This is a genomic window from Aurantimonas manganoxydans SI85-9A1 (assembly GCF_000153465.1).
Classification (GTDB): Bacteria; Pseudomonadota; Alphaproteobacteria; order Rhizobiales; family Rhizobiaceae; genus Aurantimonas; species Aurantimonas manganoxydans.
Genome location: NZ_CH672387.1, coordinates 4184710 through 4197326 on the forward strand (window position 1 = coordinate 4184710; position 12617 = coordinate 4197326).

Genomic DNA, 12617 nt, shown 5'->3' on the forward strand with positions numbered 1-12617 from the left:
GGAAGCGGCGCGGCTGACTATCAGGGGCGGACCCCTCCCATCCGTGCCACGCAGGAAAAGCCGATGTCTCTCAAAGCCAATGCCACGCAGGCCCCCGATCGCGTGCGGGTTCGCCGCGCGCTGCTGTCGGTCTTCGACAAGACCGGTCTCGTCGATTTCGCCCGTGAACTGGCGGCACTCGACGTCGAGCTGGTCTCCACCGGCGGTACCTATAGGGCGCTGAGCGAGGCCGGCCTTGCCGTGCGCGACGTTTCCGAGCTGACCGGCTTTCCAGAGATCATGGACGGCCGCGTGAAGACGCTGCATCCCGGTGTCCATGGCGGGCTGCTGGGCATTCGCGACGATGCCGAGCATGCCAAGGCCATGGAGACCCACGGCATCGCCGGGATCGATATGCTGGTCTCCAACCTCTACCCCTTCGAGGAGACGCTGGCCGGCGGCGCCGACACCGCGACGATCGTCGAGAACATCGACATCGGCGGGCCGGCGATGATCCGCGCCGGGGCCAAGAACCATGGCTATGTCACCGTGGTGGTCGATCCGGCCGAATACGGCACGGTGCTCGAGGCGCTGAAATCCGGAAATGGCGAGACCGACTTCGCCCTGCGCCAGCGGCTGGCGGCGGCGGCCTATGCCCGCACCGCGGCCTATGATGCGGCGGTGTCGACATGGTTTGCCGGCGTAGTGTGTGATGCAATGCCCCAGCGCGTCAGTGTGTCGGGCACGCTGTCGGAAGCGCTGCGCTACGGCGAGAACCCGCATCAGAGCGCCGGCTTCTACCGGACCGGCGAGAGCCGCGCCGGCGTCGCCACGGCGCGCCAGCTGCAGGGCAAGGCGCTGTCCTACAACAACATCAATGACACCGACGCGGCCTTCGAGCTGGTCGGCGAGTTCGATCCGGCCCGCACCGCCGCGGTCGCCATCATCAAGCACGCCAATCCCTGCGGGGTGGCTGAGGGCTCCGACCTTCTCGACGCCTATCAGAAGGCGCTGGCCTGCGATCCAGTTTCGGCCTTCGGCGGCATCGTCGCCTTGAACCGCAAGCTCGACCGGGCGGCGGCCGAGGCGATCGTGCAGGTCTTCACCGAAGTGATCATCGCGCCGGAGGCCGACGAGGACGCCATCGCGATCGTCGCCGGCAAGAAGAACCTCCGCCTGCTCCTGACCGGGGGCCTGCCCGATCCCCGCGCCGCGGGGCGTACGGTCAAGTCGGTCGCCGGCGGCCTGCTCGTCCAGTCCCGCGATGCGGGCGTCGTCGACGATCTCGACCTGAAGGTGGTCACCCGTCGCGCGCCCAGCGAGACCGAGCTGGCCGACCTGAAATTCGCCTTCCGGGTGGCAAAGCACGTCAAGTCCAACGCCATCGTCTATGCCCGTGACCTCGCCACGGTCGGCGTCGGCGCCGGCCAGATGAGCCGGGTGGATTCGGCCCGCATCGCGGCGCGCAAGGCCGAGGATGCCGCGGCCGCTGCCGGGCATGCCGAGCCGCTGACGCGCGGTGCGGTGGTTGCGTCCGACGCCTTCTTCCCCTTCGCCGACGGGCTGCTGTCGGCGGTTGCGGCGGGTGCCAGCGCGGTCATCCAGCCGGGCGGTTCGATGCGCGACGACGAGGTCATCAAGGCCGCCGACGACAACGACATCGCCATGGTGATGACCGGCATGCGCCACTTCCGGCACTAGGCACTTGCTGGCCGGCCTATGCGGCCGGCTGGCGTTTCCCGCCGGCATCCTGGCCCTTGCCAACCGCGCGGGGGCCCGGCGTTCCCAGAAGAATCGCCAGGCCGACGACGAAGAACAGGATCAGCGCCGACATGCCGATGCGCGACGCGGTCGCCGGGTCCGTCAGCCCCGCGGCGACGGCGGTGAAGGCCGCGACGGCCGCCGTGCCGAGGAAGGACGTCGCCCGGCCGGTCAGGGCGTAGAAGCCGAAATAGCGGCCGGCCTCGTCGGCGGTGACCGATTGCGCCAGCCACGAGCGCGACGAGGCCTGGACCGGCCCGAAGGCCAGCCCGATCAGCAGGCCGAAGACGATGTAACTCTTCTCCGCCGGCGTGGCGAAGAGCCCCGTCGCCTCGGACGGCGCGAAGGTCAAAAGCCCGAACAGGGTGGAACCGGGAGCCGTCGAGATGATCCCGATCGTCGCCGTCATCAGGCAGAGGATCGAGGCGACGATGACCGCCTTGGAACCCAGCCGTGCGTCGAGGACGCTGGCGCCGACGCAGCCGAGAATGGCGGTGACGTTGAGAATGACGCCGAACAGGCCGCTCTCGGTGATCGACCAGCCGAACATGCCGGCGGCGAAGGCGCCGCCCAGGACCAGCAGCGCATTCACGCCGTCCTGGTAGATCATCCGCGCGATCAGAAAGCGGAACAGCGTGCCGCGCACCCGGATCTCGCGATAGGTCGCCTTCAGATCCTTCAGGCCATCCCGTGCGGCGACGCGGATCGGCTCGGCCTTCTTGCGGTCGGGCGTCAGCAGGAACATCGGCAGGACGAAGACCAGGTACCAGAGGGCCGAGAGCGGGCCGGTCGCCCGTGCACCTTCGCCCTCAGCCGGGTCTAGGCCGAACCAGGGCTCGAGACCGAGCAGCGTCAGGCCCGTCTCCGGCGAGCCTGCTAGGAAGGCGAGGGTGACGAACAGGAAGACGATCCCGCCGACATAGCCGAGACCCCAGGCAAGGTTCGATACCCGCCCGATGGAGTCGCGATGGACGAGACGGGGGATCATGGCGTCGTTGAAGACGATGGAGAATTCCGCCGCCACCATGGCGAAGACGATGAGCGCGGCAGCGAAGATCAGCGGCGTGCCGGGCGCGGCGAACCACAAGAGCAGCAGCGCGATGATCTTCACGACGGCGAAGCTGGCGATCCACGGCTTGCGGGGCCCGGCGCGGTCGGCGATCGAGCCGAGAAAGGGCGACAGGATCGCCACGCAGATGCCGACGAGGGTCACCGCACCGCTCCACCAGGCCTGGCCGGTGGCCGGATCGGAGGCGAGCTGGGAGACGAAATAGGGTCCGAAGACGAAGGTGATGACGACGGTGAAGAAGGGCTGGGCGGCGAAGTCGAAGGTCATCCAGCCCCAGACGGCGCGCTGGCGCAGTGGGACCCGGTAGGGCAGGCCGGCGATGGTGGGTGCGAGTTCGGTCATTGGTCGGCGCCGCGGCCCGATCCGTCGCGCACGACGGGTGCGCCGCCACGGCGGGCCAGCACTTCCACCGGATCGCCGCGGCGGATCACGGCCGGACCGCGCGGCACCGCGTTCCAGCCGAACAGCACGCCGGGCACGCGCGGCGTCGCCGAGAACCGGATGCGGCGCATGGCGTCCATCGGCTGGGTACCAGAGATCATGCCGGTCGCCTGGTCCACGGTCGTGACGATGCAGCGGGCGCAGGGTTTGACGAGATCGATCACCGCATCGCCGACGCGGATGGTGGCCCAGTCGTCCTCGGCCCAGGCCTCGGCGCCGTCGATGACGAGGTTTGGCCGGAAACGGCTCATCGGCACGGCGTCGCCGTCTTGCCGGACGATGTCGCCGTTGAGGGCGCGCAGGGAGGCCGGATTGGCGATCAGCAGCGGGAAGCCATCGGCAAAGGCGACGGGCGGAACACCGTCGGTGCTCTCCGGCGCCCAGGCCGGATCGATATGGCGGGCATCTGTCCGGTCGAGATGGACAAGCCGGACCGGCCGCTGCAGCCATTGCGACAGCGCCGAATTGGTGGCGTCGTCGGCAAGGGCGGCATCGATCGTGTCGCGCCAGACGGTGACGGTCAGCCGGTCGTCGCCCTCCGGCACCGGAACGAAGCGCTCGCCGATCTCCTCGTAGGACAGGATCAGCCCGTCGATATCGGGCTGGGCATCGAGCAGCGCCAGGGGCGGATGCTCGCGCTGGGACAGGAACCGGCCCGCCTCGTCGACCAGCATCCAGCGGCGGTCGCCTTCGAGGCCCCACACCTCCAATACGTTTTCGCCGCGTTCAATCGACCGCCCGGCTTTCACCGGGTGGATATGGATGGATCCGAGTTCCATCACTCCCCCTATGCGACGGGTGCGACATCCAAAAGATGTCATCTCCCACGGCTTTCCCCACGTGCTATTCTGTCAGCGGATCAATCAGGATTCTACAAAGGATACGATCATGGCCAAGGGTCAGATGCGCAGCAACAAGGAAACCCGCAAACCGAAGGCGGACAAGGCCAAGGCGGCGGCTCCCGTCACGGTGCCCGGCAAGTTCGCCTCGGCCCGGCCCGACGCCAAGAAGGGCTGAGCCCCGGCTCGGTCCCTCCTGCGCCGGCCAGCCTTGCTGGCCGGCCACAGCCGCCATCGCGCGGCATTCTCTTTCCCTTCTACGCGGCGCCTAGCCGGCCAGATCCGACAACAGGCCCGCGGCGACCGTCAGCCGCGCGACCGAGGTGCCGCCCGATCCGGCGAGGGCGCCGATCTGCCCCCCGATCCGGTCGACCGCCGTGCGGCGGCTTTCCGCCCAGGCGACGGCCGGGTCTTCCTCCGTGCCGAAGTTCCGCAGCGCTGCCGCCGTCAGCTTGCGCCGCGCCCCGGCGATCTGGCTGCCCGCCCGCTCGAGCGCCAGCGTCTCGTAGTAATCGTCCGTCTGCAACGCGAACAGCGCGGCTTCGAGCCGGCCGATCTCGAACTGCCGGGTAATCCCGAAATAGCAGCCGATCGTCGCTTCGAGTCCCGTCGATGTTTCACGTGAGACAGACGCGATGTCCGGCACCAGCGACAGGAGCGGCAGCAGGGCGATCGCCTTGGCGACGTCGTCCGGCACACCCTTCTCGACGAACCCTTCCGCCCGTGAGTGGGCTTCGGCCCGACCGGCCTCGGTGGCCAGCTCGACCAGCTGCGGCTTGAGCTTGTCCAGAGCGTCGCGGCTGGCGACCACCGCGCCCGTCAGGCCGCCGTCGAAGGTTTCGTTCTGGACATACCAGCGGGTCGTGCGGGTCAGGAACCGGCCAATCTCCGCATAGAGCGCGTTCTGGGTCTCGCCATGCAGGGTGCCGTCCAGCGCGTCCACCCGCTCGTAGAGCGAGCGCACGTCGAGGCCGTCGCGCGCCGCGATGAAGGCCTGCACGATCTGGGCCGGCGAAGCGCCGGAGGATTCACGCAGCACCGTGACGAAGGTCGGACCGGTGCGGTTGACCACCTCGTTTGCCAGCACCGTCGAGATGATTTCCCGGCCGAGGCGGTGGCCTTCGATGTCCCGCGCGAAGTCCCGCTGCATCGGCACGGGGAAGTAGTCGTTCAGCCGGTCTTCCAGATAGGGGTCGTCCGGCAGGTCGCTGGCGACGAGCTGATCGAACAGGGTGATCTTGGCATAGGCGATCAGCACCGCGATCTCGGGCCGGGTAAGGCCGCGGCCGGTGGCGCGCAGATCGGCGATGGCAGCTTCCGACGGCAAGGTTTCCACCGCCCGGTCGAGCTCGCCGGCATCCTCCAGAACGCTCATGAAGCGGGCCTGCAGGGCCAGCGACGACGCGCCGCTTCGCTCTTCCAGCGACAGCGCCAGCGTCTGCTCGTAATTGTTGGCAAGCACCAGCTCGGCGACCTCGTCGGTCATGTCGGCCAGCAGCGCGTTGCGCTCCTCGCGGGTCAGGCGGCCGGATTCCATCGCGCTCTTCAGGGCGATCTTGATGTTCACCTCGACGTCGGAGGTGTTCACGCCGGCGGAATTGTCGATGGCGTCGGAATTGATCCGTCCGCCGCCCGCAGCGAACTCGATGCGGCCGCGCTGGGTAACGCCGAGATTGGCGCCCTCGCCGACGACCTTCGCCCTGAGGTCGGCGGCGGCGACGCGCACCGCATCGTTGGCGCGGTCGCCGACATCGGCGTTGGATTCCGCGCCGGCGCGCACATAGGTGCCGATGCCGCCGAACCAGAGCAGGTCGGCCGGCGCCTTGAGGATCGCGCTGATGATCTCGGCAGGGGTGCCCGACCGCTTGTCCCAGCCGATCGCGTCGGCCGCCTCCTGCGACAGATGCACCATCTTGTCACGCCGCGAGAACACCCCGCCGCCGTCCGAGATCGTCGCGCGGTCGTAGTCGTTCCAGGACGAGCGCGGGGTTTCGAACAGCCGCTGGCGCTCGGCAAAGGAGCTCGCCGGGTCCGGATCGGGATCGATGAAGATGTCGCGGTGGTCGAAAGCTGCGATCAGCCGCGTCGTCTTCGACAGGAGCATGCCATTGCCGAAGACGTCGCCCGACATGTCGCCGCAGCCGACCACGGTGAAGGGCTCGGACTGGATGTCGCGGTCCATCTCGCGGAAGTGGCGCTTGACCGCCTCCCAGGCACCGCGCGCGGTGATGCCCATGGCCTTGTGGTCGTAGCCTGCCGAGCCGCCGCTGGCGAAGGCGTCGTCGAGCCAGAACTCGTTCGACTGGGCGATGGCGTTGGCGGTGTCGGAGAAGGTCGCCGTGCCCTTGTCGGCGGCGACGACGAAATAGGGATCGTCACCGTCATAGCGGGACACATCGGGCGGCGTGACCACGTCCTCGCCGACGATGTTGTCGGTGATCGACAGAAGCGACGCGATGAAGACGACATAGGCCGACCGGCCGGCAGCGAACCAGGCGTCGCGATCGGAGGGGTCGGGCAGGCGCTTGGGGTAGAAGCCGCCCTTGGCGCCGACCGGCACGATCACGGCGTTCTTGACCTGCTGCGCCTTGACCAGACCCAGCACTTCGGTGCGGTAGTCCTGAGCCCGATCCGACCAGCGCAGGCCGCCGCGCGCGACCGGGCCGAAGCGCAAATGCACGCCCTCGACCCGGGCGTCGAAGACGAAGATCTCGCGATAGGGCACCGGTGCCGGCAGGCCCTCGACGGCCGCGGATTCGAACTTGAAAGCGAGTGCGGGGGCAACCGCCCCGGGTTCGGAGACCGGCTCGGCGGAGATGCCGTCGACGGCGTAGTAATTGGTCCGCAGCGTGGCGAGAATGGCGCCCATGAAGCGCCGCACGATGCGATCGTCGTCGATGGAATCAACGTCTTCCAGCGCTTCGCAGATCGCCGCATGGATCTCGCCGGCACCCCGCGTCCTGGCCCGGCGGGCCTGCCGCGCATCCGGCTCGGTGTCGCCGTCCTCCGATGCCGTGTCGGGTTCGGCCGGGGCCGTGCGCCCAGGATCGAAGCTCGCCGCGAAGAGATCCCACAAGAGGTGGGCGATCTCCGGCTGGCGCATCAGGGCGGCGCCGAGATAATCCGGAGAATAGGCGAGACCCGTCTGGCGCAGATAACGCGAATAGGCGCGCAGCACGTTGGCCTGTCGCAGGTCCAGTCCGGCCTCCAGCACCAGCGCGTTGAAGCCGTCGTTCTCGATGCGGCCAGCCCAGACGCAGGCAAATGTCGCCTCCAGCGCGGCGCCTTCGTCGGCGAGCACGATGTCTCCGCCGCGGCTGCGCTGCAGATCCATGTCGTGGATGTGGACCGTCTCTCCGTCGGGCCGCACGATCCGGAACGTGCGTTCCGACACGGCCGAAAAGCCCATGTTCTCAAGGATCGGCACGCGGGTCGACAGAGCCACGGCCGGGCCCAGATGATAGATCTTCAGCCGCAAGAGATCGGCTGGATCGGCTTTTCGGCGATGAAAGGTCACGCGGACGGCATGGTCCTTAGCCAGGCCCATGACGATGCCGGCATCGCCGACGGCTTCCGCCGGCGAGACCACATCGCGATAGCTCTCCGGCAGACCCGGCGCGAGGCGGCCGTATTCGCCGGCATGGCCGGCCGAAGACAGGGCGGCGGTGAACTCGTCCTCCCAGTTCTTGGCCATCTCGACGACGCGCGCTTCCAGCTGCGCCGTGTCGACGTCGGGCGTGGTGCCGCCGGTGCGGCCGATGATGAAGTGAACGCGTGCGAGCGGCCCTTCCGGGAAGGCCGGGTAATAGGCGGACACGTGGCCGTCATAGGCTTCGGCGAGCATCAGGCCGATCCGCTCGCGCAGGCGAGAATCGTAGCGTTCGCGCGGCACGAAGACGAGGATCGAGACGAAGCGGTGGAAGCGGTCGACGCGCGACAGGATCTTCACCCGCGGCCGTTCGCCCAGCTCCACGATGGTCGAGGCGTAGCGCTCCAGCAGCGCCACGTCGATCTGGAAGACCTCGTCGCGGGAATAGGATTCCAGCGCGTTGAGCAGCGCCTTGGCCGAGTGCGAGCCGGGGCGCAGGCCGGAGCGGCTGATCACCGTCTCCGCCTTCAGCCGCAGATAGGGGATGGTCAGGATCGAGCGGGTGTAGGCGCTGGAGGTGAACAGGCCGACGATGCGCAGTTCGCCGATGAAATTGCCGTCGGCGTCGAACTGCTTGACCCCGACATAGTCCATATAGGCGCGGCGATGGACCAGCGACCGGGCATTGGCCTTGGTGACGATCAGCGGGGTCGGCGCTTCCAGGAAGGCGCGGATCTCCGGCGTCGTCGTCATGCGGCGGCCGGGCCGGCCGAGAATGCGCACGTCGGGATCGGCCAGGATGCCGAGCCCGGCATCCTCGCGCCGTTCCAGCGCCTCGCCCTCGCTGCCGGGCAGATAGTCGTATTCGCGGCAGCCGAGGAAGATGAAATTGTCGTCGCGCAGCCATTCGAGCAGCCGGGCGGCTTCCTCGAAGGTGGTCTTCAGATCCGCGTCGCCGAGGCGCGAGGCCTGGCGGCGCAGCGCCTCGACGGATTCGCTGGCGCGGTTGCGCATGGCATCGAAATCGGCGTTGGCGTTGGCGACCTGACCGAGGATCGCCTCGAGCCGGGTCTTGAGCGCCGTGTTCGCGTCGCCATCCCCCAGGGGATCGACGGCGAACTGGATCAGGCTGGTCCGGTCGGCCGTGCCCTGCACCATGTCGCGGGGATGGGAGGCGGAAAAGCTGGTGACCTCGCCGGCCGCGCCGCGCAGCACGTCGAGGATCGGATGGGAGATGTAGCGGATGCCGACGGCGGAATCGGCGATCTCGGCGGTCACCGAATCGAACAGGAACGGCATGTCGTCGCTGACGACGGTGATCAATTCCAGCTTGCGCCCGTCGCGCAGGACGAAGCCGTCCGGCTGCTCGATGCGCACGAGATGCGCGCCCCGGCGTTGATCGCACAGCACCTCGAAGCCGGCGCGAGCCGCCATCGCCAGTGCCTCGGGCGTGAACTCCGCCAGATCCTCGGCCGGCGGGCGGGCAAAGAGCAGCGGGGCGAGGGTGGCTTCGGCGCCATCCTCCCCGATGGCCGCCTCGATCGCCGACAGGATCTCCGTCTTGCTCGTTGCGGGATGGTCCATGGGGTGCCCTCCGATGCGACTGCTTGTCGTGTCCGACACCCTATCATAGGAATCCCGCCACGACCTTCGAGGGCAAGTGGTGTCCCGCGGGTCGCTGGAACGTGGGAGGAAGCATGACGCAGCAACAGGACAGGCCCGTGACAGCACTCGGCCTGGCGATGGCCGAGCCCCTGTCGGAACGCACCCGGGCGTTCTTCGCCAAGTGCCAGGAAAAGCTCGGTCTCGTGCCGAACGTCCTCCTCGCCTACGCCTTCGACGAGCGCAAGCTGGAGGCGTTCTCCACCTTCTACAACGATCTGATGCTGGGGGAGAGCGAACTGTCGAAGCTCGACCGCGAGATCATCGCCGTCGTCGTCTCCTCGATCAATCACTGCCATTACTGCCTGACAGCCCATGGCGCCGCCGTACGCCAGCTCTCCGGCGATCCCGGCTTCGGCGAGGCGATCGCCCAGAACTGGCGGGCCGCCGGGCTCGACGACCAGCGCGCCGCGATGCTGGATTTCGTCGTCCAGCTGACCGAGCGCCCGGACACGATCGTCGAGACGGACCGGCAGGCGCTGCGCGACGCTGGCTATACGAACCGGGGCATCTTCGACATCGCCGCGGTCGCCGCCTTCTTCGCCATGAGCAACCGCGTCGCCTCGGCCACCGACATGCGACCCAACGACGACTATCACGCCATGGCGCGGTAGCGCGGCGGTGATGGGGGCGCTGGCGTTCGTGAGGCGCGATGGCGCCGGGCGGCAAGGCTCACGCGGTGGCAGCAGGCTGGGCTGCGGAATTGATGGCTCGAGCCGCGACCGTTTGTGAAGTGGCTGCGGTTTGGCATGGGTCCTCGGGTCAAGCCCAAGCAACTGTGTGAGTATGCGTCAAGGGGGGGCTGGGCGCGGCTGATATTCTCCGGTTCGGATTGCCACGTTGAGCGTGACGAGGAGCTTGCGGGCGATGGCGATCAGGCTGAGCTTTGCTGGTTTGCCGGCGGTCGTCATGGTGGCGAAGAGGGCCTTCCACGGCGTTGTTCGCACGGCGGCGAGCGCCGCCATGTAGAGGGCGTCGCGCACGCGCTTGCGGCCACCCTGGACGCAGCGTCTGCCGCGCAGCAGGCCGGAGTCCCGGGCAATGGGGGCAAGCCCCGCCAGGGCGGCGATCGCCCGGCGGCTGACGCGGCCGAGTTCGGGCAGGCTGGCCAGCAGCACCGAAGCGGCGACCGGTCCGATGCCGGGAGCTGCGCGCAGCACGCGGCGCTGGCGGGCCAAAGCGGCATCGGCCGCGACCGTCGCCTCGATGCGGCGCTCGATGGTGCGGATCTGCGCGTCGAGGAGGGCGATCACCGCGAGGTGACTTCGGCGATGCACGGCTCGCTCATGGTCCGCAACCGCACCCGCTCGGCCTTGCGCATTGCGACGAGCTGGTCGCGGCGGCTGACCAAGCCCTGCAGCGCCAGCCGCGCGGGCGCCACCTTCTCCGTCGGCCGCAGCGCCAGAGCCGTGCCGTAAAGGGCCAGCATGCGGGCATCGACCGCATCGGTCTTGGCCAGAAGGCCGGCCGACCGGGCGAAGTCGCGGGCGCGGCGGGGATTGGCCCGGTGGAACACCAGGCCCGCCGCCTCCAGGGCACGGATCAGCGGCTGGTCGAACGGCGCGGTGGCCTCGATCACGACGAAAGCCTGCCGCCTTGCCGCCAAGGCCGTCACGGCAGCGATGCCGTCGGCATCGTTGGTCAGGCGTCTGGCCCGTCCTTCGGGATGAGCAAAGACGTCGAGATGCGCTCCAGAGATATCGATACCCAGCACGGTCCGGTCTATCATCATAGGTCCCATCCTTGTCCTGCGGGCTCGGCGCTGTCACGCCGGCCCCGGCAACTGTTCGGGGTGGATGACGAAAGGCGGGCGGCGAACCTTGCTCGGGCACGGTCTCCAACGACCAAGGATGACACGGTGCGCTGCCCGCCGATCAGCCTCTCCAATTGCAAGAGGCCGTCAACAGACAAGGATGACGCGCGGTGGGGTTGGCGCGTTTCCCGGAGAACAAAGCAACGCCTGCGTTCGGACCGATCACGCTCGACACGGCGAGGGACGCGGAGCTGCGCCAACCCAATGACGGCGTCATCCTTGGGCTTGACCCGAGGACCCATGCCTCGACCGCGCCGATATCCTCTCCGCTGCAGAGCCCGCACAGCGGACCGCGTGTCGGGTGGCGCCCGGCGGGGACAGCCGGCACTCGCCGCCACCCACCCCCGGCACCACTGCCCCGCCCGCCGCGGCTACGCCGCGAACCGGCGTTTCGCCATCCGGGCGAGCCGTCCGTCGATGGCCGCGAGGCCGGTGCCGATGAGGGCCATGCCGGCGAGATGCTGCAGTTCCAAGACTTCGCCGAGGATGAGCGAACCGAGGATGATGGCGCTGACCGGGACGAGGAACGTCACGAGCAGGATGTTGGTGGCGCCGGCCGTCGCCAGGATGCGGAAATACAGGACATAGGCCAGCGCGGTGGACAGGGCGGCGATGCCGAGGATGGCGCCCCAGGTTGCGGGGCCCGGCATGACGAGGGTCCAGGGGCGGTCGACCAGAAGGGCGAGGGGGACGAGCATCGCGGTCGAGGCGGTCACCTGGCCGGTGGCGGTCGCCATGGGCGCCACGCCCATGCGCCGGAAGCGGCGTCCGAAGACGCCGGCCAGGGCATAGGAGAAGGCCGCGGCGAGGCAGGCAAGCTGGGCGGCGATGTCGCTGCCGACGGTGCGGAGGGCAGCGGGCCCGAGCATCACCACGACTCCGGCAAAGCCGAGCACCACACCGGCCAGCCGGTGGCCGGTCATCTTCTCGTCGCGCGTCAGGACATGGGCGACCACCACCCCGAACAGCGGCGTCGTCGCGTTGAGGATCGAGGCGAGGCCCGAGCCGATCTGCGTCTGACCCCAGACGATCAGGCTGAAGGGCACGAGGTTGTTGAGGAAGCCCATGCCGACGAAAGCGGCCCAGATCCGCCGGTCGCGCGTCATGGCATGGCCGAGCGCCCGCATCACCGCCCACAGAATCGCCGCCGCCAGCCCGACGCGCAGGACCACGATGGTGAAGGGCGGCAGTTCGCGCACCGCAATGCCGGTGAAGAAGAAGGATCCGCCCCAGAGGACGGACAGCGCCAGCAGCATCGCCCATTCGGCCGACGTCATGCTGCGATTGGCGGGTGTCGGAATGGCGCTCACGGTCTGCTCCTCGGCTGGGAGGGGACGTTAGCTGGGCGTGGTTGCGGGCGCCCACCCGATTTCCGGGGGCGACGGTTGGGTGGGTGTCCGTCGTGGTTGGTGGAGGTGGCTGCGGTTTGGCATGGGTCCTCGGGTCAAGCCCGAGGATGACGCC

Annotated in this window: 9 protein-coding genes; 3 read left to right on the forward strand and 6 right to left on the reverse strand. The window is 68.7% G+C overall.

Features of this window, described 5'->3' with window-relative positions:
• Positions 1-63: 63 nt before the first annotated feature.
• A complete protein-coding gene (gene purH / locus SI859A1_RS19600) occupies positions 64-1680 on the forward strand; it encodes a bifunctional phosphoribosylaminoimidazolecarboxamide formyltransferase/IMP cyclohydrolase (protein ID WP_040326066.1) in 1617 nt (538 codons plus the stop codon).
• A 16-nt stretch (positions 1681-1696) separates the two neighbouring features.
• On the opposite strand, the gene SI859A1_RS19605 is transcribed toward purH, so the two are convergent.
• Positions 1697-3151, reverse strand: coding sequence for an MFS transporter (locus SI859A1_RS19605; protein ID WP_009211399.1), 1455 nt, complete (start codon positions 3149-3151; stop codon positions 1697-1699).
• On the reverse strand, positions 3148-4029 hold the full coding sequence (locus SI859A1_RS19610; protein ID WP_040326067.1) for an MOSC domain-containing protein: 882 nt from the start codon (positions 4027-4029) through the stop codon (positions 3148-3150). Before SI859A1_RS19610 ends, SI859A1_RS19605 begins: the two co-directional genes overlap by 4 nt.
• A gap of 109 nt (positions 4030-4138) precedes the next feature.
• Between SI859A1_RS19610 and SI859A1_RS22340 the strand changes: the two genes are divergently transcribed.
• Complete coding sequence (locus tag SI859A1_RS22340; protein ID WP_276324904.1) at positions 4139-4267, forward strand: hypothetical protein; 129 nt, start codon at positions 4139-4141, stop codon at positions 4265-4267.
• 90 nt (positions 4268-4357) lie between these two features.
• Here SI859A1_RS22340 and SI859A1_RS19615 read toward each other — a convergent pair whose 3' ends face one another.
• Positions 4358-9262, reverse strand: a complete 4905-nt coding sequence (locus tag SI859A1_RS19615) for an NAD-glutamate dehydrogenase (protein ID WP_009211401.1) — start codon at positions 9260-9262, stop codon at positions 4358-4360.
• 113 nt (positions 9263-9375) lie between these two features.
• On the opposite strand from SI859A1_RS19615, the gene SI859A1_RS19620 reads away from it, so the two are divergent.
• Positions 9376-9954, forward strand: a complete 579-nt coding sequence (locus SI859A1_RS19620) for a peroxidase-related enzyme (RefSeq protein WP_009211402.1) — start codon at positions 9376-9378, stop codon at positions 9952-9954.
• A 177-nt stretch (positions 9955-10131) separates the two neighbouring features.
• Here SI859A1_RS19620 and SI859A1_RS22220 read toward each other — a convergent pair whose 3' ends face one another.
• The 3 genes from SI859A1_RS22220 to SI859A1_RS19630 all read right to left on the reverse strand — a co-directional run bounded on the left by SI859A1_RS22220 (position 10132) and on the right by SI859A1_RS19630 (position 12430).
• Positions 10132-10617, reverse strand: a complete 486-nt coding sequence (locus tag SI859A1_RS22220; RefSeq protein WP_244401096.1) for a transposase — start codon at positions 10615-10617, stop codon at positions 10132-10134.
• A complete protein-coding gene (locus SI859A1_RS22225; protein WP_050767616.1) occupies positions 10590-11072 on the reverse strand; it encodes an IS110 family transposase in 483 nt (160 codons plus the stop codon). The genes SI859A1_RS22220 and SI859A1_RS22225 overlap by 28 nt, the downstream gene beginning before the upstream one ends.
• A 452-nt stretch (positions 11073-11524) precedes the next feature.
• A complete protein-coding gene (locus SI859A1_RS19630) occupies positions 11525-12430 on the reverse strand; it encodes a DMT family transporter (RefSeq protein WP_040326801.1) in 906 nt (301 codons plus the stop codon).
• Positions 12431-12617 lie beyond the last annotated feature (187 nt).

What these genes read in the sequence shown, in the direction of transcription:
- purH (WP_040326066.1), top strand. Translation starts at nt 64, where the DNA reads ATGTCTCTCAAAGCCAATGCCACGCAGGCCCCCGATCGCGTGCGGGTT.
- SI859A1_RS19605 (WP_009211399.1), bottom strand. Translation starts at nt 3,151, where the DNA reads ATGACCGAACTCGCACCCACCATCGCCGGCCTGCCCTACCGGGTCCCA.
- SI859A1_RS19610 (WP_040326067.1), bottom strand. Translation starts at nt 4,029, where the DNA reads ATGGAACTCGGATCCATCCATATCCACCCGGTGAAAGCCGGGCGGTCG.
- SI859A1_RS22340 (WP_276324904.1), top strand. Translation starts at nt 4,139, where the DNA reads ATGGCCAAGGGTCAGATGCGCAGCAACAAGGAAACCCGCAAACCGAAG.
- SI859A1_RS19615 (WP_009211401.1), bottom strand. Translation starts at nt 9,262, where the DNA reads ATGGACCATCCCGCAACGAGCAAGACGGAGATCCTGTCGGCGATCGAG.
- SI859A1_RS19620 (WP_009211402.1), top strand. Translation starts at nt 9,376, where the DNA reads ATGACGCAGCAACAGGACAGGCCCGTGACAGCACTCGGCCTGGCGATG.
- SI859A1_RS22225 (WP_050767616.1), bottom strand. Translation starts at nt 11,072, where the DNA reads ATGATGATAGACCGGACCGTGCTGGGTATCGATATCTCTGGAGCGCAT.
- SI859A1_RS19630 (WP_040326801.1), bottom strand. Translation starts at nt 12,430, where the DNA reads ATGACGTCGGCCGAATGGGCGATGCTGCTGGCGCTGTCCGTCCTCTGG.